We start from the raw sequence: 24,980 nt of genomic DNA, 5'->3' as shown, positions 1-24,980 counted from the left end.
TATTCGTTATTGAACTTTGTTGTCCCTGTGTCCCACTTTTACACCCCGTGCCGGGTGGGATGGCTGGGACAGTGGGACACATGGGACACTGTGGGACAGCGCATGGATGCAAGATTTTACCAGATTTATTCAGTATCTCTATGATTGTTTCCACTCCTTTGGGGTTTACAGGGGGATTTTGACGAGTGTCCCATCTTGTCCCACCTGTCCCATGTGTCCTCAACCGTCCACGGTGTCCTGCCGTCTCATAGGGGAAAGGTGGGACACAGGGACACGGTAGCATCATTGCTTGCAATACCTCTCGACCGTGGTCTTGGAAATGCCGAGTTTCTCTCCGATTGCACGGTAGGACATCCCCTGCGAGTGAAGTGTACGGGCTTCATTCCTCATCCTGCCACGTTCCTCTTCCGTTATCTCCTTGAGGTGTGCGGATTCAGCGGCATGGCCGAGCGTGACGAACCGCAGAAAATCGTCCGCTTTCTCAATAGCACACACAATCACGTTGTTACTGCCATACTCGAAGTTGCCGTACCTCACCTTGAGCTGCTTGATATACCGCAGGTTCTCATCTTTCGCACTCTTGCCGATGGCAAACACGCTGTCAAAGAAGTTGTAGAGTTTCTTGCTTCCTGCAAGGTCGTTCTGCGTTATCGGCATATTCAGCTGTCTCTTGGGCGTGTGCGCCAGTATCAGGATTGAAAGTCCATACTTGCGTTTCAGTTCCATCAGCCTTGACATCAGCCTGCCGGCATCCTCGCCCTTTTCCGAAGTCATGCAGAGATAGGACAGATTGTCAATGATAAGGGTCTTGCACTCCATTTTCACGGACAACTGCTCGATTTCCATAATCAACGCGTTCTCGAAATCGTCCTGCGGACAGAGACAGTCCCTCGCAATCTCCACCCGGTACAGGTCATCCGGGAAACGGTGGCATTGTCCTGTGGCCTCATTGGTATAGCGCAACTGGAACTGCTTGTCCGAAAGTTCGAAATCAAAGTAGAGGACTTTACGCTCTTCCGCAATGGCAGCCGCAATCTGCACGGCATAGATGGACTTGCCGAGATTGCTATCCGCAAAAAGGCAGCACACTTCTCCTTGATACCACAACGTGAGCCACAGGGGGACAGGGTTCGGTCGGTTGGCTGCTTCCTGAATGGTCAAGTTGGCGGTCTTGACGGAAAACATACCGCTTTGTGCCGGTATGTTTTCCGCCTGTTGCCTTTGGCTATCCAGTTCCGCACCGATGGCGGCTATCACATTGAAAGGCCGCTCCCGGATGTTGTCATTCTTCTCTCCGGTTTCCATGGCTACCAGTTTCGGTTGTAGGGTTTACGCCTGTTGGAGGCAAGGACAGCCGCGTTTTCTTCCTCCACGGTCAGCGGTACGGGATTCTTGCGGTTGCACTCCAGCCATTTGTCCAGTTCATCCTGATAGAGTACATACCGTTTGCCGGGTTTTGTGGCCGGAATGGTGCCGTTGCCCAATTTCATATAAAGGGTGCGCAGCGGTATCTTCAGATACTCGGCAGCATCTTCCACCGACATCGGTCGGTGGGTGTTCTCCTTGCGCTGCCCGTTCTCTTTTTGCAGACTGGTGAGCATCTGCCTCATGCCGATTACCTCGTCCCGAAGCTCGGCCACGACTTGCGGAAGGTCGTTGAATGTAAGTCCGTTTTCCATATTCATAAAATTTTGATGCTGCAAAGGAATGTTATGATATGGTTGTGATTCAGACCATTGACGGTAATCGTCAGATAATCGTATTATCAAGGAATGACAGGCAATATAAGGGAGGAAAGACACTCTGGACAGTCTGCGGGCGACTGGTTATGGATGCCAATCATACATAATGGCATATAACGGTATAGGGAAGCCCGAGACGGACTTCCCTGTACGGATTGCCAAAAATGTATGTGGGATTTTCTATGAATGGAAGATATAGTTGTCTGTATGCAGGGGCTTGTCCAGCTTGATGTGCCCCTTGTCCGGCTCGCTGGTCAGACTTCTGGCCAGTGACGTGAGTTCTATGTCGGCAAGTTCATTCGGAAACAGTCTCTTGATAAATCCGGCCTGTACCTGCACCGAATATCCGTTCTCAAACCCGAGCCGTGCGCCGATGTTCCACACGAAATGTTTGAAGTCAACAGTCCTCAGCCGGTCTTTCGGGTTGGAAACAGGTTTCAGTCTGATGGCTTTGGGGCTATGTAGAGGATTGTCGCACCATGCCCTGACCTCATTACAGAGCTGGGCAAGATTCTCTTCCGTGGTGAATGGTGCCATCTTCCTGTTGACATATCCCAATACGGATGTGGCAAGTTCTTCCCGGGCCTCCTGTTTTTGCCGTTCGAAATCCGCGCAATAGGACTGGTATTGCTCCTGACTTAAAACTGGGGTTGGAGTGGTTGGCTGTTCAGCAACCGTTTCGGACAAAGTCATACCGGCTTCGGGCTTCGCCTCCAATACCCCGACGGTGGCAGTCTTCTTCTTTGGGAGGCATATCGCCAGCAGATCTGCAAGCAGGTATTGGCACAATACGAGGTACAGCAGCCATAACAGGCCGTTGCAGCCCAAAAAGGAAACGGTCTTTACAAAGGTGTCCCCTCCGAAATCCGCACCAATTCGGGTAGACGCCATTAATGATACGGCAAGTATGACGATGCCGGGCAAGCCATAAAAGAGGCAGTTCTCAGTATTGACAATCGTGTTATGATTCTTCATTGTTCTACGGATTTTTGCGCCTTGTCAGCGGTTGTTTACTGCAAAATTATAATGAAACCTGCTATACCGCTCCCAAAAATTGCAGGTAAAGGCAAATATTTACGGAAAATTACGCTTATAGTATGATTTCATACTCAAAATCATACTATAAGCCGGTGAAAAGCCGTGTTTTTCATTCTGCGGCACGTTTCAAGGTAATCCGGTTGGCCGCTTCCTTCTTCCTGCTGTTCACACTGTCAAGATAACGTTGCGTGGTGGCGAGGTTCTTGTGCCCGACAAGTTCCTGCACGGTTCTGGAGTCCGTCCCGGCATCGAGTTGTAGCGAGCAGAAAGTGTGCCTTGCCCCGTGAAAGGTCAGTTTTTTGGTAATGCCTGCCGCCTTTATCCATTTCTTGAACGGGGCCTGTGTCATGCTGTCCTTGAACCCCGGAAATACCAGACCTTCCCTGCTGCCGTCTATCAGTTGCAGGGCTTCCTCGCCAATGGGGTTGTGGATTATCTGCTTGGTCTTCTGCATACGGGTGGTGATGTAGAGCGTCCCGTCCGCTTCCGGCTGTATCATTTCCCACGAGAAAGTCTTTACATCGCTCTTTCTCAACCCAGTCAGGCAGGAGAAAAGGAAGGCGGTCTTCAAAACAGGTATCTCACAAGGGGTTTCCGCGACCCTGGCAAGTTCCTCTGCGGAAAGCCCCACCTTGTCGGATGGGATGGTTTGCACCCGCTCCAGATACGGGCAGGGGTTCTCCTTTATCTTCCTGTCCCGGTGGGCGGTATGAAGCGTTCCGAGGAATGCCGACCAATAACTGGCGATGGTATTGGTGTGCAGCTTGCGTTTCTGATGGATGGCCTGCGGTGTGCTGCGCAGGTATTCCAGAAACTTGTTGCACAGTTCCACGGTCACTTCCCCGAATGTGCATTTGCCTCCCACGAAGCGGTCAAAGTGCAGGAATGCCTGTTCGTAACGGGAGTTCTTCTTGCTTGCGTAGGTCTTGAAGTGATCGATGAAACTGCCGTTCAGCTTGTTCCTGTCAAAGAACTCGTAACGCTCGTTTACGATTTCCTCGTACCTGCGGCAGCGCAGGGCTTCCGCCTTTTCAGTCAGCCGTGCGTTGTAGTCCTTTTCCCGTTGTGTCTTCGGGTGGGCGTAGATGTAGATGCCGAGCGATTCGTGGCGCATCACCTTGTTGGTGGCCTCGTCCCGGTAGCCGGGATAATAGTCGAGGAAGTAGGACAGCATCTTGCCGCCCTTGATTTTCCGTGTGTATAGGTTCACGGTCTTGCAAATGTTTGCCATAATTTTTTCTTTCTTTTTGATGGATATTACTTGGTGGAGCTTTTCTCCACGGTGCAAAGGAACTGAATGATATGCCGTTGATGCCTGTCATTGACGGTAATTGACAGATAAACGTGCCGTCAATGGGAATTTGCCGACGGCTACAGCCTTTTGGCGGCTCTTTCCGCCATCGCACGTTCCACATCGCAACGGAGCAGGAAGTTTCTGATACCCACTTTCCGCTTTCCGATGCCGTGTACCTTGACGATGTGGTGGATGTTGGCCTTGGAAAGTCCGTATTTTTCCGACACGTCTTCCACGGTGCAATAGTTCTCGTCCTCTGTCAGGTCAATTCGGCGCAACTCGTCAAGGTGTGTCTTCGAATAATAAAGGATGCCGTATTCCTTTTTGGTGGGAATGCCATGTCTGTAGGCATAGGCATGGATGGCTTTCGATTTCATGCCGAACACCTCAAACACCTGTTCCGTGGTGAGCCAGTCCGTGATGGCGGCAATGTCCGTGGTCAGACCGAGACACTCCTCCACATGGCTTTTGCTGTAATAGTTCTTACCCACAATTTTACAGATGGGGATTTGGTTGCGCTTAGCGGTGGTGTAAAGCCATGACTTTTTTACCTTATAAATGGAAAGGACTTCCTCACCGGAAATGTAGGAGAGGATTTCTTCGGAAGCCGGTACAGCGGCTTGTCTCTCCTTGCCGGACTTCTTTTGACCGGTGGCAGTGTCCAGCTTCGGACGGGTACCGGGCATCACCCTACTATAAGGGTTGTCCTCCAGCATCTTTTCGATGTCGGCCCTGCGTATGAACGCCATGCGGTTGCTGATGCGCGAGGCTCGCAGCCTGCCTTGTGCCACGAGCTTGTAAATGTACTGGCGTGAGCATCCCATGAGGATTGCCGCCTTTGAAAAGGTGAGATACTCCTGATACTGTATCTCTAAAACTGGTTCTACGGCATTGAGCAAATCCTGCTGCCGTTTCTTCTTCGCTTTCTTGGCTTCGTCAGCACAACGCACGGAGCAGTATTTCCGCATACCGCTGTTGGTTGTGAACGCTCTGCCGCAAAATACACATTTCTTGGTTGTCTTCATTCTTCCCTTTTTTGATATTTCACACTCTTTTCGTGTATTCTATCGGGAAGTGAACATAGGTCAACCGTTGTCGTCTGTTGTAAACCGGGTAAATATCTGTGGCAGTCTTCGCATTTTTCTCTGCCGTTTGTCGCCTTTGGTAAACGGTTGTAAACCGATGTCAACAGGCTTCGATTTTGTAGCAATAAAAAATCCCGTACATTCACCGCAATAGAAATACGTCACAAAAATATGCGGAAAATGGCGGAACAACAAATAAGGTGTGTGAAGTGTTAAATTTTAAATAGTATTGATATTTAATAGTTTAGTTGCAGGTAATTCTCGTTGTTTGCAGGTGGTTACGCATATCTAAATACAGAAGACAAAACATTCCGTTCCTTAAACTGCCGTACTTTTGAGACAACCGGAGAACTTTCATAGATATGTAACTGAAGAGACTGATACTTCTCTTCGAGATGATTACATTGCAACATCAGCTTATCCGACTCGACATCTTTCTTCAGTATTTCCTCTTTGAAAAGATCCAGTTGGGAAAGTGCGTGCCGGTTTTTCTTCCAGAGTAGTCCAAGCAACAAAGACATCACACCAAACATACCTAAAGCAGAAGACAGAATGACCGAAGAATCACTTTTGTTATCATTTAATATCAACTGACTGGCGTATGCCTTTCTTTCCATTTCCAGTGCTTCATCAAAGTTACCGTATTTCTGATAATAAAGACTACATCGTTTGCATATTTTTGCCAGATGATCGTATTCCTCTGTTTCTTTGGCAAGTTTGATTGCCTCCTTAAAGTGGATCTCTGCATCCTCTTTCTGTTCCAAATCACTTTCTACACAAGCAAGATAATAATATGCTTTTGATTTTTGATATTCATCGCCATTCTGCTCATAATAAGATGCCGCCTGCCTAATCTGCTTATCAGAGGAATGAGGAATGTTTTTATCCTCGTTTAGCTGGGTACACAATAAATTATACTCTGCCAGTTGAGCCTCATTCATTTGGCTTGACTGAATAGTCTCAAGAATAATGGATGCTGTATCAGGGTCCTGCTCCATCAGTTGCGCAGCCTTGTCCAGCCCTTGCTTCACGCTCGTCCCTTCCGGATGGCAGGCAGCTAGTGAAAGGAGCATCATATACAATAAAATTCGAAGATTATTCATAACTCTATTTTTGTCTTTGCAAAGGATTGATTGGATTTGCAAATATAAAAAATAATCGGCATTTATGCTTCTATAAGTTACACAAAATATAGTGACGCTATCCTGTTCTTATAGTGACACTATCCTTGCTAAATGGCGTCACTATCCTGACAGGATAGCGTCACTATGTTTTTTTGACAAATATCAAGCCGTTGCGGGCTATTAATTAAGAAGATAAGCCGTATCTTTGTAGCAAACAAGAAAATTATATATCATGATTAAAAACATTGTATTTGATTTTGGAGGAGTGATTGTAGATATTGACCGTGACAAAGCGGTTCAGGCATTTATCAAACTGGGACTGGCAGATGCTGATACCCGGCTGGATAAATATCACCAGACCGGCATCTTTCAAGAACTGGAAGAAGGAAAGCTAAGTGCGGATGAGTTTCGGAAACAACTGGGAGATTTATGTGGCCGTCCATTGTCGATGGAGGAAACTAAACAGGCATGGCTGGGCTTTTTCAACGAAGTAAATCTAAATAAACTTGATTATATATTGGAATTGAGAAAGTCCTATCATGTGTATATTTTAAGTAATACCAATCCTTTTGTTATGTCGTGGGCATGCAGCCCCGATTTCTCATCGAAGAAAAAGCCGTTGAATGATTATTGTGACAAACTATATTTGTCTTATCAGGTCGGTCACACGAAACCTGCACCCGAAATTTTCGAATTTATGGTGAATGATTGTAATATCATTCCTTCCGAAACTTTATTTGTTGATGACGGCGCTTCAAATATCCATATAGGCAAGGAACTCGGATTTGAAACGTTCCAGCCGAAGAATGGTGAAGATTGGCGGGAAGAAATGACTGCTATCTTGGAGAAATGAAAATTGAGCAGTTAGTATCATACCGCAAATAAGAAATATGCAACCACAAGTCATACTTATCACCGGAGCATCTTCCGGATTCGGCAAGATTACCGCTCAAATGTTATCGGAACGAGGGCACATCGTTTATGGAACAAGCCGGAAACCTTCCGAAGACATGAATCACGTTAAGATGCTTGTTGTCGATGTCACCAATTTCCTTTCCGTTTGTCGGGCCGTAGAGCGGATTCTATCGGAGCAGGGACGGATTGATGTATTGATTAATAATGCTGGAATAGGTATCGGCGGCGCATTGGAACTTGCCACTGAAGAAGAAGTGAATATACAAATGAATACAAACTTCTTCGGTGTAGTGAATATGTGTAAAGCTGTTTTGCCATCTATGCGAAAGGTGCGAAAAGGTAAGATTATCAATATCAGCTCTATCGGTGGTGTAATGGGAATCCCCTATCAGGGATTTTATTCTGCTTCGAAATTTGCTGTGGAGGGATATAGCGAAGCATTGGCTTTAGAGGTTCATCCGTTCCATATAAAAGTTTGTGTAGTAGAACCGGGAGACTTCAACACCGGATTTACTGATAACCGGAATATCTCCGAACAGACAAGACTGGATGCCGATTACGGAGAAAGTTTTCTGAAATCATTGGGGATTATAGAAAAAGAAGAACGTAATGGATGCCATCCGCAGAAGTTGGGTGCTGCCATCTGTAAGATAGTGGAACGTACCAATCCTCCTTTTCGGACGAAAGTAGGTCCCTGGATACAGGTATTGTTTGCGAAGAGCAAAAAATGGTTGCCTGATGCAGTGATGCAGTATGCCTTACGGATATTCTATGCAATTAAGTAAACGATACGATATATAAAAGAAACTGTTCCCAAAGTTCCTAAAAGAAAAATCGTCCTTACTACAGTTTATCGTAGTAAGGACGATTTTATAAAATCAAGGCTTTTTTGAACTGCCTCTTTTTTTTGATTTGAATACCTTCTATGTTTCCGGATTAACCCTTCGGAACCAATTCCAAAAACATGGTAGTAGTCAGCAACACGGCCAGTCCGACGCAAACGCTTATCAACAGCCAATTGATATATTTTGCTTTCGGCTTGGTGTCGGCATGCAGATTATTCAGGAAATACTCCCTGAAGAAAAGATACAGGCCGGGGATCGTGGCACTTGCCAACAAGAAATCTTCCGGAATCTGAAAGAAATAAGTTTTGGATAATCCGATCAGCGACCAGTGGCAAAGGAACAATACCAAAAACATATTGACCTTTTGCGCAAACAGCAATAATAATCCGATGGTAAACACAACTACCGAACAAGGCATGACCGGAGAAGTCATTTCCGGAAACGAGAGTCCGCGTGCCAGTGAAACCAAAGGGTATATAAAAGGCATTGCCAACAGGACATAAGACAGTAGATCATATTTGTGGGTACGTTCGAAGGTAGTATATCCCGTAATCGCATCCCATATCCAAATGATAGCCATCACACCCCAAAACATAGCCATCACCCCATTATAACTACGTTCTTCACAGTAGATATAATAGTAGACCACCGAAATCCACGTATACAGACCTATCATATAGAACTTCATCGCCATTTTCACCCACGGACGTGGTCGGCCGATAAGCAATCCGGTCAATGCAATACCAATCAGAATGATAACTATCTGTAACAGCCAGGTAGCTGAATTATAATATGCAATTGTTCTCCAAAAAATCTCCATAAACGTTCGTTTTAGTGTCTTGTTAATGAAAAGGCTCTATGTGGGAACAGGAACATCGGGAACGTAGCTCCTACCGCCAACATGAAAATCACTGTGCTTGCTATCAGAGTATTAGAGAAGAACATCGACATAAACTTGTCCAGTTTATCCGGATCATTCACATTTTGCAGACACATGATAAGTGAAAATACCATGTTGTATGCAAACTTTCCCGGAATCATGGGAAGTAACGCCGGAATGTACAATACCGTCATCGGGCAATATACTTTTTTCCCTAACCACAAACTACCGAAGCCGATGACTAATCCGGCAAACAACGAACCTGTGGCAATATCCACGCCTAAATAGGTCATCAAACAAAAACGACAGGCGTGTCCCAGTGCTGCCAGTATGGCAATCATTTTGAATGCACGCAAAGGAGGATCGGAAATCGCCCCAAATCCTATACCTGCTACTGCTGCAAAAAATCCATCCGTAAGAATGTCAAGTGCTATCATATCAAATTAAACTGTTTTTTACCATTAATAATGTGAAGGAAAGTCCGATAGCGATGCTGACAATCAACAAAGAAGCCTCTGTCAGACGGGCAAATCCTGTTAATACATATCCCTCTACTACATCAATCACGCCATTAATCAAAGGCACCCCAGGCACAAGATAAAGCACGCTGGTTGCCATGGCAATCTCCGAAGTTGTGTCGAAAATCAGCGCGGTGGAAGCACACAGGGAAGCAACAAAAGCCGAGACTATAAATACAACATAATGATTGATCTTTTTCGCCTGCATTTGTTGTTTCAGGTAGAATCCTGTAATGGTAGCCGAGAACACAATTCCCATCGAAATTAAATCACCGCCGAACAATTTGCAGAAAGACGCATTGGCAAATCCTACCAGTAGTAAAACGAAAAGCGGATGTATCCGCGGAGCAGAAATAATCTTCTTGTATTTGTCTTTCAATTCTTCCAATGACAAATGATTGTCTACTGCTTCCCAGCTCAATGCGCTTAACTCTGAATTATGTTCAAAACTGATCGGGTGTGCAGGAATGTCTATAACCTCGTTACAAGCCTCGTTTGTTTCTTTGTCTATAATAGTCAGAATGATGTTTCTATGAAATACGCTTAATTTGACATCTAGTCCGAAAGCCTCTCCAATACGCTTTGTGTTACGTACTACCCGCGAGGTGTGTACTCCGGCTCCCATTAAATGGGCTGAATATTCTGCAATAAATTTACCTATGGATAATAAAGATTCGCCTGTCTTCATGAATATGATATTTTTAAATCGGGCGCAAAAGTACAAAAAAAATAGATACCTTTGCCGCGATTAAAAATAAAAAATGCATGAATAACCAATTTACGCATCCTAAAGAGAGAATACGCTTTGCCATATTGACTTTTTTCTTCGCTCAAGGACTTTGTATGGCAAGTTGGGCTAGCCGAATCCCTGATTTCAAAGACGTTTTTGCCGCAAATTATGCTTTCTACTGGGGACTGATTTTATTTATGATTCCTGTCGGAAAATTTGTCGCGATCCCCTTGGCTGGTTATCTTGTTTCGAAGTTAGGAAGCCGGAGCATGGTACAGGTCAGTATCCTAGGATACGCTTCATCCCTGCTTTGCATTGGGCTGGCCCATGAGGTCTATCTTTTAGGCTTTCTGCTCTTTTGCTTCGGTGTGTGCTGGAATTTGTGCGATATATCATTCAATACACAAGGCATTGAGGTGGAACGTATCTATGGTAAAACCATTATGGCCACTTTTCATGGAGGATGGAGTCTGGGGGCATGTGCAGGAGCACTTATCGGCTTCGTAATGATTTTGGCAGGAGTCTCCCCCATCTGGCATTATACACTGATATTTATCATCATCCTTATAATTGCACTTTCCGGGCGGAAATATTTGCAGGAGAGCGCATCGCAGGAAGCGGAAGTTTCTGATACAAAGACGCAGGAAAGAAATGCAGCCAAAGCTCCCAATGGTTTTCGCCTGTTATTTCAAAAACCGGAAATGTTGCTTTTGCAGTTAGGACTTGTCGGACTGTTTGCGCTGATTGTAGAAAGTGCGATGTTCGACTGGAGTGCCGTTTATTTCGAATCAGTGGTTCATGTACCTAAATCATTGCAAATCGGTTTTCTTGTATTTATGATTATGATGGCAACGGGCCGTTTCCTGACTAACTATGCTTATCAGCTTTGGGGAAAGAAGAAAGTCCTGCAACTGGCGGGCAGCTTTATCTGTATCGGCTTTTTTGTTTCTGCCCTGTTAGGAGGAGTTTTCGAATCTATGGCCATGAAAGTAATTATCAATTCTTTGGGTTTCATGTTGGTCGGCTTGGGAATATCCTGCATTGTGCCTACTTTGTACAGCTTCGTGGGAGCCAAATCAAAAACACCGGTCAGTATTGCACTTACCATTCTGTCAAGCATCAGTTTTATAGGTTCGTTGATTGCTCCCCTGCTTATCGGTGCCATCTCGCAGGCGTTCGATATCCGTATCGCTTATATGCTTATCGGCATATTGGGCGGATGCATCGTATTAATTGTCAGTTTCAGTAGCGCTTTCAATATTCAGGAATCTAGCGATAAACCTGAATAGAACAAATAAAAAACGCAGCCTTTCACAGTGTTTAAAATTAAACCTCCTGTGAAAGACTGCGTCAATCTTTTAATGCCTTAACTAACCTAACTACTTTATCTTAACTATACTAACCTATCTACAAAATACCCGAAAAATCTTTTATACTACTAATAATCCTATCTTTCAATTCGTTATTTTCAACTATTGAGAAGCCACAGTCTACATTTGCCGGAGCCAATAATACAGCTTTAGCTTCTTCTGCATCTGCCATCTCTTCCGGGTGCTCTCTGAAATAAGTTTCCCATTGGGAAGCTGATTGCGGAGTTACACCCAGCACATAGTTGATAAAATCATCATCCGTCAAAAAATCCATTACCTTTGAGCACATATCGCATCCTTTTTAAGCGTTTACATAAGTAGGACGGCGTTATCCTGTCTATGTACTCAACCCATTTACCTTTTTACTAAAATTAACTCGCCAGACTACGCAACTTTGTCAATCCGCGATGCATCAAGTTGCGTACAGACTGATAATTCATATTCATAATCTCGCAAATATCCTCGTATTTCTTTTCTTCTATATAATATAATGTAAGCGCTTCACGTTGGCGGGGAGATAATTGGTCCAACAGACGTCTAACCAATGAAAATTCATTCTTGCGTTGCTCTTCTTCCATATAATCATCTTCTACATCTGTAGGAGTGGATATGCTAACTTCTTCTACTGCCGTATCAGACATATACATACGTCTGCGAAGTTCATCACACAACTTATTCTTTAAGGAGATGAATAAATAAGATCTCAAATTATCGATTGTTCCTAATTCATCTTTCTTTGTATAGAGTTTCACGAAGATGTCATGAATACAATCTTTCAGTAACTCTTTATCAATGGTCAACTTCAATCCGTAATTAAAAAGGACGTTGATGTGCAAGTTATACAGCTGTGAAAAAGCTGCCATATTTCCCGCTTGAAAAGAAGCGAGCAAAGTGTCGGTTGAATGATTAGTCTGTTCCATCATAGCATTAATTCGATTGATTTGATGTTGCAAAACTAAGCAGTATCGACCGCAACGTTAGGTAAAATCTGGTTTGTGGATTGAAAAAACAAGTATCATGTTTTATAACACTCTTTTACTAGAAATTACCAATAAAAAGCAAAAATCCCGCTGAATGGTCTTCAACGGGATTCTCTGCTTTATAACTTATGGAACCAATAAATACCTTCTTTCTTATCTGGCACCTTTAGTTTGTATAAACCATTTATTTTCAGTGATTTATTTATCGTTTCAATCTTCCCGGAAGCAGGATGAATGTACTTTAATACATACTTTCCGGACGATAATTGAACAGGAATTTCTGTTCCGGACTTGGAATAAATGATACTTCCAATATCAGATTTTACCATTTTCTTGTACTCGTCCGTATTTGTTTCTTCCACTTCCATGGCTGCTGCATCCTTCAGGAACGCTTTATCTGTGCACGGAATTACAGGACATGAACCTCCCGCCATGAATACAGCCCATCCCATAGCCGGATAATTCTGTGCGTAGAATGTCACTGCCTTTTGAGGAAATTTCTGACGATACTCATTGACAGCTTTATATGCTTCTGTGAAAGTCACCTTTCCCACTTTCATCTTACGCATGTGCTGACGTGGCGCCATATTCTTTCCACCTTCCGGCGCAAAGATTCCATCTGTTTTATAATGCCAGTATCGGATATCAATAATATCTACTACGGTAGCACGTTTAGGATCTGCAAGGATTGCATCCTGTACGTCTTTCGTTGTACTTAATGCCACTTTCGCTTTCTTCCCGGTTTCAGCTTCCCATTCAGCTATCACGTCCAACCAAAATTGTACGAAGTGCAACGGGCCTGTAAATTCGGCACTTGTCAACTGAATAACATTTGAATTGTCCGCGAAGTTATTCAGGCATTGGCGGATATATTGTCTGTGCAGTTCACGACGGACAGGATGAGTAATGTCATAGAACATATCCGCCACAAAGATTCGTTTGTCTCCGGCAAATGGAGCAGGTTCAGGAAATCCGGTCTGATTGATGTTATTGCTGCTTCTCCATGGAGAATCTACCCAATGCGCACCGGCTTCCAAAATATTATGCTGGAAATAGTTTTCATGGAACAACAGCAGTCCGTCCTTATTTCCTTTTTCCGCAAATTCTTTTAAGCGGCTCCAGTACCATGCATTAGGGCGTTTCAAATCATATTTGCTCAATCCTTCCCATGCTGTTCCCTGACCGCTACGACCGAATGGCTGTTCATAGAAAGGTCCCCATACATCACCATCCCGACGGCGAACCCGTTCGTGGTCATCCCGGCGACGATCGTACCAAAGACCGTAATTCTGATCGAAAACAAGAATGTTTTTCTGTTTCATAAAGTCGACTACAGAATCAATGCGGTCGGTTAATCCCAATCCTTCGCGTCCCGGCACAAAGCGGGTGATGGCCGGACTTGCCTTTTTCAGATAATTGGTTTTGAGCTTTCCGTTCCACCAAGGGGTGGTATGACTACCTCCAACCAATAGAGCTCCGTCCATCTGAATACGTCCATTGGTTACAGTTACTTCCGGTTGGGTTAATAATTTAGCAGCAGCAGAAAAAGAAGAAGAATTTGCAAGTGCAGCGCTCTTTTTCTCTTTAATATCATCAATTGATTTTACTCCGGTTGATGCCACCGAAGGAGCAAACTTATTATCACCTATCCAATGTTCCAACGTCAACCGTGGATTATATGCTTCTTTAGCGAGTTCCATAGCTACTTCCACTGTAGGACTACTGGTTGCACTTGTATTTCTGGGCAGAATACGTGCACGTTCTGCACATTCTTTGTTTAACCGTTCTTCCAATTGAGCATAAAAAATACTGCGAGGTTGTACATGATTGTTGGATTGTGCCCATTCACCGTCACCGGAGAATTGTGCCCAACAACCGTATGCACGGTTCATCGCATCTTTTGCCGGGGCATAACATTCGATTTCCGCTGCCGTACATTGCCAAAACAAGCTGTTTGCCGTATTCCAACCGGCTCCGTTTTTATCTTGTCCCAAATTCTTGAAAGTCAGGTTATGGCCGTCGATATTTACTACGTCAAACAACAGTCCGCATGCCCAGGCATCAATAGAGCCACTGAATCCCAAAGATTCATACGAATCACATTGTACAAAAGCATTAGGACCGGCTGCGCAATATCCGGCAGCAAAGTCATGAATACCCTGTTCCGAATAGCAGCGTTGAAATAAGGTTTGTTGTCCCAACGTATGGAAAGTGCAACGACGCATCCCTCCGATTTCTGAAACGGGTTCTTTCGAGATACAGTCTTCAACGGTAATTTTGGAACCTGTGCGCTGAACAATCACAGCGCTTCCTGCAAAATGCTTGAAGTTAACCAGTCTCACCCAACAGTTTTCCGCATCTTCAATGGAGATACCTGTCCAGCAATGATCCTCGTCTTTAGGATAACGCTTGTCGTAATCAGAAATCAGTGTCATATTTTCTACGCCACAATCGTGAATACGTCCGTTCCATTGATAAGTCAACAGGGAAGAAGTTCCATAGTTAGCATCCAAAGCTACGGTTAGCGGAGTATCCAGTGTTATCTGGTTGCCGTTTACTTCGCAGACTGTTCTGTCCCAAGTCAGATCCATGTCACCTTCTTTCCATCCCAAAGCGCTGATACCTCCTCCAAAGATATCACAACCCAAAGAGGCAATCCATTCTTTGCCGGAAGGACGGGTAACCATGACACGATCTCCTTTTTTCAGAGAAACACCCGAAGCGACTTCCAATGTTCTCGCGTTTACCGGAACATAGTGGGAAAGCACCTTCAATGTGTCTTGCACATTCAGGTCGTCCACTCCTTCCATATAGATAAGCGCACCTCTGTCTACGCCCTTTTTCAGCAGTATTGTTTTTTCTTTATCCGTTCCCCGCAATACAATTCCGGATGCGGAGATACGAATACTGCCGGACAGGGAAAACTCTCCCTGATCGAGTAATACGGCTCCCCGAAAACCGGAAGCGTCGGGAGTCAGCGAAGCTACATAATCAATGGCACGTTGAATGCGCGCAGTATTATCTCCGGCTTTCCAGGGTACAAACACCACATTGCGGACAGAAGGAATATTCTGTTCGGAGGATTTATATCCGCATGTAGAGAAATCGAGAATCCGGTTTCCCCGATCATCATTCAGGTAAGTGATCTGGTCATTCTTAACCTGTAAAGCAAAGGTTTGCGCATAACTTTGCACAAACCCAATGCTCAATAATCCTAAAAGGATCGTTCTTACTTGTATATTCATTACAATAAACTTTAATCTCTTTTCATCCGGTTACAACAGACTTTTCCGTTTAGACAATGTATCGTAATTGTTCTTCAAGTCTGTCCAGTCCACTTTCTTTCTGGTGTCTATACCATTGATGTATTTTTCAATATTGGTATATCCGTCACCGTTGCAGTCCATGTTGGCGTCGATCGGGTCATTCGGATTCAATCCATTGGCAATTTCCCAAATATCCGGCATACCGTCGCCGTCCGAGTCTACTACTGCTTCACCTTTATATTCGGGCAGTCCGCCTACCTGACGAATATCTGTGATGATACCTTGCTTATAAGAATCAGCCGGTAACCGTCTCTTCACGTATGGAGAGACAAACTCCGGTGCATCTTTCGCATAAATGGCCTTTCCTGTTTGTACGGTTTTAATGACACGTGCATCTACTGCGTCACGTTTCGGAAAATTAGCTCCTACATTATCTAATACAAAGGTATAAGCTTTTTTGGTATCCATTACAGTTACCGGTGGCATTTTGAAAGCCTCGTCCGATTTAATTAGCGGCAAAAACTTTGTGGCGTCCACCTCTTCTTTAAGTTGTACGCCTCCGTCCCAGTTATCTTTTGTAACTTTGGCATTGCCATGGATAATATTTCCGTTTACGTATGCTTTTCCGAATGAAAGCGGTCTGTTTTTGTCACGTCCCGCTTCCGGTTTGAGAATACGATAAGAGATTGGTTTACCTATCGGAGTGATCGGACCGGGTTTGAAGTAGTTGTTTATCATATTGTAGAAACTGTTGTGATCGCCTCCGTCTACGGAACGGTTCCACCAGTTGAAAACAACATTATTGACGAAGTTAAAGTCGCCGTCTATACCTACCGAACTATTCCGGCTGATGTTGGAAGCAAAGAGATTACGGCAGAACATACTGTTATGCCCACCGATGGTTGCACCGAAAGCATGATTGTAGGTATCCAATGCTTCAGAGAAAATAGAATTCTGGATGGTAATGTTTACCGTCGGAAGTTTCAGCCCGTGTCCGTCTGCCCCTCTGTTGTATACATGACGGTAGATAGACATGTTTTCATCCAATCCCCAACTGGCGGAGCAATGGTCTACCATGATATTTCCCACTGCATTCCCTCCTACTGCATCATCACGGAAAGCTACGTTCTGCGCACCGCGACGGAAGCGCATGTGGCGAATCACAACATCATGTGTATCAATCAGGAAAGATTGTCCAGTGACGCAGATACCATCTCCGGGAGCCGTTTGTCCGGCAATCGTTACATAAGGGGCACGTACGCTAATCGGGCTTTTCAAACGAATCACTCCCGCTACATTGAATACAATAATACGTGCACCTCCCGTTTCGCAGGCTTCACGCAATGTTCCGGGGCCGGAATCTTCCAGCGAAGTGACCACGAGCACTTTACCTCCACGACCACCGGGAGTATACATACCTCCGCCTTCCGCGCCGGGGAAAGCCGGGATATTACTTTTTATCAAATCTTCGGGTTTGGAGGCCCAAGGCTTATAGGGACGACCTTTCTTTGCTTCTTCTAACACTGTCGGCAAAGCTTTTTCCCATGCCGCATCCGATTTCCGTTCAAACTCCGCTTCTTGTTTTGCTCCTCTTGCTTTTACCGAGTCCGGAATTACAGGATACTGGGCTGCCACAGGTAGTACACAGGCAACCAGCATCCACGCTGATAATACTTTCTTAATGTTGTTCATTCTTTCGAATCTTAATTAGGTTTCTAAAAGGACGATTAAGAAAGCATTTTGTAATCGGTTATCTCTCTCCTTTCCGCCATTCATTCATATATTCGCGAGGGGACTGATTATATTTTTTCCGGAAACACTTACTATAATATCCCGAATCCTTGAATCCGACAGCAAAAGCAATTTCGGAAACACTTAAATCCGTATTTTTAATCAGCTCGATAGATTTATTCAAACGAATCTCTTTTACCAGATCGACGGGTGCCAGGCCGGTAAGACTCTTCAGTTTCTTGAAGAATGCCGAACGGCTCAATCCGATACCGGATGCTATGGTGTCAATGTTAAAGTCACTATCGTCCATATTTTCTTCAATGACCTGATGTATCTTTTCGAGGAACTGTACGTCTTTCTTTACCAAAAATTGTTCGTAGCTGTCTTCTTCAGTCGTTGTCTGGTTTTCCATTTGCTGACGGATTCGTTCACGGAACAGTTTCCGTTCGGCAAGCAACTGGTCGATACGTGCCAACAGATATTCCTTACTGAAAGGTTTGGTGATGTAGGCGTTCGCCCCTAAAGTGATCGCTTTGGTCTTGGCGCCTTCATCATTCTTCGCAGTCAGGATAATGACAGGGATATGACTGATTTGGAAATCTTTGCGGATGGATTGCAACATTTCAAGCCCATCCATTTCGGGCATCATCTGATCGGTCACCACAATATCCGGATGATACAGATGTACTTTCTTCAAACCTTCCACTCCGTTATTGGCAATATGGATATTGAACTTGTCCTCCAACTGAAGCTTTATCAACTGGCAAAGGTCTTTGTTATCTTCCACCAACAGAAGAGTCGGTAATGAAGCGTCGATTTCCGGTTCTTCTTCCGTACCGTCTTCGGATATGGCATTTGCAACAGGATCTTGTTCTACCGAAACAGGGGCTGTCTCCGTATCTCCCACATAGAAGTCTACTTCCGACGGACGGTAATGTTCCTTATCCATCAGGAGTTCTACAATAAACACCGCTCCTTGTCCTTCGGGACTTTCGGCACGAATCTGTCCGTGATGCAGATTGACGATCTCTTTTGAAAGTGCCAATCCGATACCCGTGCCCTGATAATAGGAGTTTTTCGCGTTCTCTCCTTGCGAGAAGCGTTCGAAAATCTCGGTCAGTTTATTTTGTGGAATACCTACTCCGTTATCTTCCACCCGTACATAACAACGTTTACCGTCGTCTGTCAATCCGGTAGTTATATAAATACTTCCTCCGGAATGAGTGAATTTGAATGCGTTGGATATGATGTTGCGGATAACAATGCTCATTTTTTCCTTGTCCGCCCATACCATAATCGGTTCATCCGGCAACTGGAAAGTAAAACTGATCTCGTTTTCTTCGGAAAGTACCCGGAATTCTTTCTGGAAAGAAGCTATCATCTCATTAAAATCAATTAATGATACATGCAAACGCATCTTGCCGTTCTGAATCTTCCGGAAATCAAGGATCTGATTCACTAATTGCAGCATTTGATTGGTGTTCTTCTCCATCAGATCCACATATTGCAATCCTTTCGGAGAGAGCTTTTCGCGTTCTCTTAGTTCCTGTATCGGACCTTTTATCAATGTCAAAGGAGTGCGCAATTCATGGGAGATATTGGTAAAGAACTTGATTTTCATCTCTGATACCTTCTGCTCGATATAAATATCATTCTTCATTTTAAGCATGAAGAAAGCCAGGCGCAGGCTGAAATAGAGAGCTGCCAAACCTAGAATTACATATATAAGGGTTGCCCACCAACTCAACCACCACGGTGGAAGGATAGTGATGGCCAGTGTACAGTTGGAAACCAGCTCCGGATTGGCTTCGTCTATTGATTCTACACGGAATGTATAATCTCCGGGAGGCACATTGGTGTAAGAAGCGATACGGTTTTTCCCATTATAGTGCCATTCTTTTTCATATCCTTCAAGTATATACCGGTAAGATACCCGGTTTTGATTGTAGAAATTCAATGCGGCAAATTCAATCGTGAACATGGATTGATTGTAGTTCAGTTCGATTGCTTTGGCGTATGTGATGGATTCTTTCAGGATCGGACATTCGCGGAAACTACGTAGATCGCGGTTGGAAACTTTAAAGTCAACAATACGTGTATCGTAGTTCGTATGCAATGTTTCCAGTTTGTCGGGAGAGAATGTCAGGATTCCCTGCCGGGTACCAATCCACAAGTCTCCATTCAAGGTACGGAGGGCACTACCCTCTTCCAGTTCTACGTTCAGGAAACCGTCGTATTTGTCGTAGTTACGAAACTGTTCGGTAGCTTTATTGAAGCAAGACAAGCCAATTTCTGTTGTAAACCACAAGTTACCGTTTTTATCTTCTACGATGGACTTGACTACATCGTTATTCATTCCTTCACGTATGCCGTATGATTTGAAAATCGGCTCACGCTTTTCTTTATCATAGCGGACTAATCTATTCAAACCGCCTCCGAATACACTTACCCAGATTTGCGAATCAGTATCTTTGTAGAGTACATAAATATCGTTATCCGCTACGTTTGAATTTTCGCTGACCTGGCGGTACGTTTCAAACTGGATCTGTTCGGGGGTAGTGAAATGTCCGTCGAAAGACATCAGCCCATCCATTGTTCCTACCCAAATACGTCCGTCTTCATCTTCCATCATGGTACGCACCTCCATATAAAGACCGTATGCAGGATATTGTTTCAAGCCATTGTATTTATGGATAAAGGTAATTGCTCCGTTCTCTTCGGAAATTAGATTCAGACCTCCTCCTAGTAATCCTACCCAAATGCGCCCCTGGCTGTCCTGATAGGTAAAGTACACATCGTTGTTACTGATAGAATTCGGATTCTTGGGGTCATTGATATAACGGGTAAAACGCAACCCGTGCGGTGAATTCATGTCCGGTTCGGCTTTAACAAGCCCGTTTCCCTTGGTGGAAAACCAAAGATTACCGTCTTTGTCTTCCATAATATGATATACGGCTCCCAATAGATAGTTCTTATCCGAGAAGATTTGTTTCACTTGTCCGTTACGATCCAGGCGATACAAGGCTTGCCAGCGGGTTCCTACCCAAATATCCCCATTTTGCGCCTGGAAGAGGGCACGTATTCCCTGGTTCCAGGAAGTCGATCTCTCGGGCACTACCGGAGATGGAGAAACTTCTGTCAGCAGTTGGAATTGCTTCTTGGGGAAATTAAGCCTGTATACTCCGCTGCTTGTAGATGCCAGCCAAAGGATGCCATCTTTATCCAGCAGAAGATGGAAGAAAAGCTGATTGGGAAGATCGTCGGAGAAAGGCTTCAATTGGTTGATACGGGTCATTTCCAGTTTCTCCCTGTCGAATAGAAGAATTTCCCCTCCCGGAGTCATAAAGAACATGCCTTGTTCGCCGGCATCCTGCATTTCAAAATTGCCGATTGCGTTCTGATTGGGGAATGTAAAGCGGTGATGGCTCCTGTTCAGGGGATCATAATAGGTCAATGCTTGGTTACCCTCCTGAAACCATACCTTATCATATTTATCATAGAATATAATTCCATTGTCTTTTTCGGGGATGGTAAAGGGGAGCTTGGTCAACTGCTTGTAGCCGATATTGTACTCGTATGCTCCTTCGTTGGTGGTAATGTACATCAGACCGGATTCCGTTACCAGCAAATTAGAAACCGGCTGTTTGATTTCCGGTATCTCGTAACGGTTAACCACTCCGTTTTGCGGATCAATGCTATAAATGTGGCCTTTCTTGTCTCCCAACCATAAGAATTTAGAATTATAGGAGGCACAAGTAAACTGATCGGGGTTAGCAGATACTTTTTTCTGTATAAAGTCGGCAGGTTTGTCTTTCAGCGCTTCCCCTTTCCGTAGGGACAGAATCTGATAATCCATACCGATCCAATTGATAAACTCGGCTGTTTCGCAGAATATGTTGTGTTTCAGACGCATGTCGTACACGTTCACGTTAGGACGCGAATCATGCAATTGTTTCATCGTTATTTTACCTTCCTTGTCGGTGTACGCACGTAAAAGACTTTTATCTTTTGTCAGTAACAGTACGTCGCCGTCCTCGGTCGTCTGAATCTTGATAATCTGAATGTTCTCGGAATATTCTTTCACATCATCGTAGACGGCATGAAAGCTCTCATGCCGTTTATCAAACAGATAGAGCTTACGGTCGATAGTCTTAATCCACAGAAAACCATTCTTATCTTCTACGATACGCTGAATTTTACGCGGCGGAATATCTGTGGAATAAAAGCCGTCATGGTTATCGTAGGAACGGAATTTACTTCCGTCAAAGCTGCATAGTCCATACCAGGTACCAAACCAGATAAATCCGTCTTGTCCTTTTAATGTACAGTTTACGATATTATTAGGCAAACCACGTTCAGCCGTGTAGTGTTCTACAATCATATTTGGATAGGCAAAAGCATACATGCCTATCATGGATAGTAATAGTATTAGAATATTCCGTTTTCTCATTGATGGCTATAATTGGAATTAAACGTACTCAAAGATAGTCTTTTTTTTTGAATAGTGCTTTAGTAACATATAAAAAACAAGTTGGCAGGTCACCCCGCTAATCACTAATCACTAACCTGCTAATCACTTTTATCGTACTATTTTTCAGTTCCAAATTCAGTCTGTTGACGTTCTACTTCATCTAACACCCGTTGGCGTTCTTCCTCTGTCAGTTGCACTTTTCCTTCAGATGATTCTTTGCCCGGGTTTACATTAAGAGTGGACGGTGTTGTCCTTTGTATTTCATAAGTCTGTTCCTCATAGCAGAAAGGAAGTTCTGCAGGAACGCTTTCCAGTTCGATTTCAGTAGCTGTCGGAGCTTGAGTGCCCTCAAACTGTACGCGGGCTTTCACCTTTATTTTTCCGGCTTTCCGGGTAGAACGAATCAACACCGGAGCAGAGCCGAACTCCACCGCACGGGGATTGGCGCCAATAGTAGCATCTCCGATGATTTCTCCTTCACCTTCTACCGTGAAAACGATATTCTCTTTTGCCAGACGGCGCACATTTCCACTATCATCGGTTACTTCAGCAACTACGACGATAAAGTCGGAGCCGTCAGCTACCAGGTTCACTTTTTGAGTATCTACATAAAGACGTAGTTTGGTGGAACGTCGGGAAGGCATTTTCTTTTGCATGCATACCACTTTTCCGTTGATGATTCCTTCGGCAACCATGTTCACCTTTTGCCAGTTCTTTTGAGTATAGCTATATCCGCGTGCTTCCCAAAAGTCCCAGACATTCTCGAATATAACGGGAGTATTCGGCATGTGCCCTTTGGCATGAACCACCGGTTTCGTCCAGGTTTTCGTTCCATCATAAATAGAAAGGCGGACTGAATCACAGTTTGTGAATACAACTACGTCCTTATCGGAGAATTGTGACATTTCATGAGCAATGAATATCATCGGTCCACATTCTGCCAATGGGTGTTGGAGACTGGCCAGCGACTGGCTACGAAATACTTCATACGCATATTTCTTCTGACGGAAAGCATCATAAATACCGCCCCAATAAGGGTCCGGATGGTAGCCACGCTGATGGTCGAACGGATGCCATTGGGCGCCACCGATAAACAAACCGGTCGTGCGGTACATCTCGTCATAGCTCTTTGCCAAAGACATAGCCTGTACCAGTAACGGGCGTTCTCCCCAACTGCGGCTGGCACGGTTATTATTGTTGTGAGCATACCAGTCGTCTACATTCTCCCCGAATTCACGGGTAAAGATACATTGCTCCGGCTTGTCTTCCTTTTCATCATCACCCGGCCAGCCATAAACAACGTCATAATGCTCTTTCACTCCGGCAGAATGGACATCGGCAGCAGCTACCGGACGTCCCGGATAGGGATATTCTTCTTTGGTTATTTCAAGAGCCTTCAAGGCAAAATCGAGCGGATAGCAGGTTTCATTCAAGATGGGTTCCCACATCAGTACGGAAGGGTGATTACGGTCACGACGAATCATTTCGCGGGTATTCTGATGAACCAACTCTCCGAATTTCGGGTCTTTGTTCCAGTACTGCCATCCCGGAGTAGCGACAATCACGAACAGGCCGAGTTCGTCACAGGCATCCATAAAGGCAGGATCTTGGGGATAGTGGGCTACACGAATAATGGTGCATCCGGCATCACGTAAACGTTTGGCGTCACGCCATTGCTGTGAGTTCGGCAAAGCATTGCCTACGTATGCAAAATCCTGATGGCGATTGGCTCCTACCAGTTGTCCGAAAGGTTTGCCATTCAGCCAGAATCCGTCTTTACCACGGAATTCTGCCAGACGAATACCGACACGGGTAATGCCTCCGTCAATGGATTTATTTCCTTTTTTAATACGTGATTGTACCCTATATAAATAAGGTGTATCCGGTGACCAAAGAGTAGGATTCTTTACTTCCATCTGTTGACGGATGGATTTTTTCTCTCCCGGCTTTAAAGAAAGTTTTCCTGAACTGCGTTTGATTACTTTTCCATCCGCATCTGTCAAAGTCGTTTCTACAGTGACTGACTCGGAACGGGCGTCATCATTCTGCACTTCGGTGTTTACATATACCTGCGTACTCTTTTCACTGATCTTATCAAAATGAACGAATACACCTCCACCGCCAACGGTTTGTGAATCAATAGCGTCAGTAATAGCTACCGGAGATTTGGCAATCATCCATACATCACGGTAAATGCCCCCATGATAAGCAAAGTCTAATGTATATTGACGTTTTCCGGGAGGATAGGATTTGTCATCACTGTTGTCCGTGAAAACAGCGAGCAGACAAGAGTCTCCGGCTTGTACGCCATTGGCAGTCAAGTCTAAAGTAAAAGGCAGATAACCTCCCAGATGTTCCTGGATGCGTTTACCATTCAGATAAAGAATCTGTTTGCCCATGGCTGCTTCAAAATGAAGCACCACCCGTTGCCCTTTTGTTTCGGTGGGGAGGACAAAGTGTTTACGATACCAGGCCGGTCCCTGATAATTGCGGCATCCGCTTCCTTCGGCCGGCATCAACTCTACGGTGTGAGGAGTGGAAACGACGTTCCAGGAACGATCATCAAAGTTTACCGCTTCTGCTCCCCGGACATCGCCTTTGAAAAAGCGCCATCCCGGATTGAAATTATAGACTTGTCGCCCGCTACCGGGAAGCTGGATGAATCCGGCAACCGATGTCTCGGGACGGTAAGTTTCTGTAGCCTGCCCTTTTTCTATCAAGGAGAATAGCAACAGAAAAGCTGATAAGATGATAAATGGTCTTTTATTCATAATTCTTTATTTATATATTTCATTCGCTAAATGATAATAATATCCTTTTCTCTACTTTCCGGTAAAACTTTCAAATCCGTCACTTTTCCGTCTTTCAGAGTGGCTTCTACTGTTGTTTCGCCTGGAGCATGAAGTTTGAAATGTACGTTCCATTCTTTCGGCCACGCCGGGAAAAGGAGTATTTGTTCTCCATTGGTTTGCAATAGCATTTCCTGAAGTC

The 24,980-nt window shown here is 44.6% G+C and carries 18 protein-coding genes and 1 pseudogene; 3 read left to right on the top strand and 16 right to left on the bottom strand.

The window, feature by feature from the left end; translation table 11 throughout:
* Window positions 1–282: 282 nt before the first annotated feature.
* The 6 genes and pseudogenes from ACT8YW_RS05120 to ACT8YW_RS05095 form a co-directional block, all read right to left on the bottom strand.
* Window positions 283–1,305: an AAA family ATPase gene (locus ACT8YW_RS05120; protein WP_444104226.1), complete on the bottom strand. Its 1,023-nt coding sequence runs from the start codon at window positions 1,303–1,305 to the stop codon at window positions 283–285.
* A gap of 2 nt (window positions 1,306–1,307) precedes the next feature.
* On the bottom strand, window positions 1,308–1,679 hold the full coding sequence (locus ACT8YW_RS05115; RefSeq protein WP_444104249.1) for a helix-turn-helix domain-containing protein: 372 nt from the start codon (window positions 1,677–1,679) through the stop codon (window positions 1,308–1,310).
* Window positions 1,680–1,922: 243 nt separating this feature from the next.
* Window positions 1,923–2,717, bottom strand: coding sequence for a hypothetical protein (locus tag ACT8YW_RS05110; protein WP_444104225.1), 795 nt, complete (start codon window positions 2,715–2,717; stop codon window positions 1,923–1,925).
* Between the two features lie 172 nt (window positions 2,718–2,889).
* The gene (locus ACT8YW_RS05105; RefSeq protein WP_444104224.1) at window positions 2,890–4,011 is read right to left on the bottom strand and encodes a tyrosine-type recombinase/integrase; all 1,122 of its coding nucleotides are present in this window, start codon (window positions 4,009–4,011) and stop codon (window positions 2,890–2,892) included.
* A gap of 140 nt (window positions 4,012–4,151) precedes the next feature.
* The gene (locus tag ACT8YW_RS05100) at window positions 4,152–5,099 is read right to left on the bottom strand and encodes a helix-turn-helix domain-containing protein (RefSeq protein WP_444104223.1); all 948 of its coding nucleotides are present in this window, start codon (window positions 5,097–5,099) and stop codon (window positions 4,152–4,154) included.
* A 356-nt stretch (window positions 5,100–5,455) separates the two neighbouring features.
* Window positions 5,456–6,262 (bottom strand): annotated as a pseudogene (locus ACT8YW_RS05095) (tetratricopeptide repeat protein); the annotation flags it as partial.
* A 253-nt stretch (window positions 6,263–6,515) separates the two neighbouring features.
* Here ACT8YW_RS05095 and ACT8YW_RS05090 point away from each other — a divergent pair.
* Window positions 6,516–7,136: an HAD family hydrolase gene (locus tag ACT8YW_RS05090; RefSeq protein WP_234153009.1), complete on the top strand. Its 621-nt coding sequence runs from the start codon at window positions 6,516–6,518 to the stop codon at window positions 7,134–7,136.
* A gap of 37 nt (window positions 7,137–7,173) precedes the next feature.
* Window positions 7,174–7,983, top strand: a complete 810-nt coding sequence (gene kdsR, locus ACT8YW_RS05085; protein ID WP_444104222.1) for a 3-ketodihydrosphingosine reductase — start codon at window positions 7,174–7,176, stop codon at window positions 7,981–7,983.
* 151 nt (window positions 7,984–8,134) lie between these two features.
* On the opposite strand, the gene ACT8YW_RS05080 is transcribed toward kdsR, so the two are convergent.
* Genes ACT8YW_RS05080 through ACT8YW_RS05070 form a run of 3 tightly spaced genes read right to left on the bottom strand, consistent with a single transcriptional unit; the run spans window position 8,135 to window position 10,129 of the window.
* A complete protein-coding gene (locus ACT8YW_RS05080; RefSeq protein WP_049702848.1) occupies window positions 8,135–8,863 on the bottom strand; it encodes a DUF6064 family protein in 729 nt (242 codons plus the stop codon).
* An 11-nt stretch (window positions 8,864–8,874) separates the two neighbouring features.
* Window positions 8,875–9,360, bottom strand: coding sequence for a threonine/serine exporter family protein (locus tag ACT8YW_RS05075; protein ID WP_004318282.1), 486 nt, complete (start codon window positions 9,358–9,360; stop codon window positions 8,875–8,877).
* Between the two features lies 1 nt (window position 9,361).
* Complete coding sequence (locus tag ACT8YW_RS05070) at window positions 9,362–10,129, bottom strand: threonine/serine exporter family protein (protein ID WP_004296023.1); 768 nt, start codon at window positions 10,127–10,129, stop codon at window positions 9,362–9,364.
* Window positions 10,130–10,206: 77 nt separating this feature from the next.
* Here ACT8YW_RS05070 and ACT8YW_RS05065 point away from each other — a divergent pair, with 77 nt between their 5' ends.
* Window positions 10,207–11,460 (top strand): MFS transporter, encoded by a 1,254-nt coding sequence (locus ACT8YW_RS05065; RefSeq protein ID WP_444104221.1) that lies wholly within the window; start codon window positions 10,207–10,209, stop codon window positions 11,458–11,460.
* 118 nt (window positions 11,461–11,578) lie between these two features.
* Here ACT8YW_RS05065 and ACT8YW_RS05060 read toward each other — a convergent pair whose 3' ends face one another.
* From ACT8YW_RS05060 to ACT8YW_RS05030, 7 genes are all read right to left on the bottom strand, one after another.
* Window positions 11,579–11,830: a hypothetical protein gene (locus ACT8YW_RS05060; RefSeq protein ID WP_004309749.1), complete on the bottom strand. Its 252-nt coding sequence runs from the start codon at window positions 11,828–11,830 to the stop codon at window positions 11,579–11,581.
* Between the two features lie 82 nt (window positions 11,831–11,912).
* Window positions 11,913–12,464, bottom strand: a complete 552-nt coding sequence (locus ACT8YW_RS05055) for an RNA polymerase sigma factor (RefSeq protein WP_004296026.1) — start codon at window positions 12,462–12,464, stop codon at window positions 11,913–11,915.
* 176 nt (window positions 12,465–12,640) lie between these two features.
* Window positions 12,641–15,766 carry a DUF6298 domain-containing protein gene (locus tag ACT8YW_RS05050; protein WP_444104220.1) on the bottom strand — a complete coding sequence of 1,042 codons (3,126 nt, stop codon included), beginning with the start codon at window positions 15,764–15,766 and terminating at the stop codon, window positions 12,641–12,643.
* Between the two features lie 30 nt (window positions 15,767–15,796).
* Complete coding sequence (locus ACT8YW_RS05045; RefSeq protein WP_444104219.1) at window positions 15,797–17,479, bottom strand: polysaccharide lyase; 1,683 nt, start codon at window positions 17,477–17,479, stop codon at window positions 15,797–15,799.
* 58 nt (window positions 17,480–17,537) lie between these two features.
* Window positions 17,538–21,968 carry a two-component regulator propeller domain-containing protein gene (locus ACT8YW_RS05040; protein ID WP_444104218.1) on the bottom strand — a complete coding sequence of 1,477 codons (4,431 nt, stop codon included), beginning with the start codon at window positions 21,966–21,968 and terminating at the stop codon, window positions 17,538–17,540.
* Window positions 21,969–22,105: 137 nt separating this feature from the next.
* Entirely contained in the window at window positions 22,106–24,760 is a 2,655-nt protein-coding gene (locus tag ACT8YW_RS05035; RefSeq protein ID WP_444104217.1) for a glycoside hydrolase family 2 protein, read from the bottom strand.
* A 26-nt stretch (window positions 24,761–24,786) separates the two neighbouring features.
* A partial coding sequence (locus ACT8YW_RS05030; protein WP_444104216.1) for a hypothetical protein occupies window positions 24,787–24,980 on the bottom strand: 194 nt, incomplete at its 5' end.

It is taken from the genome of Bacteroides sp. (assembly GCF_052357945.1).
Classification (GTDB): Bacteria; Bacteroidota; Bacteroidia; order Bacteroidales; family Bacteroidaceae; genus Bacteroides.
This window is presented reverse-complemented; position numbering and strand designations above follow the sequence as displayed.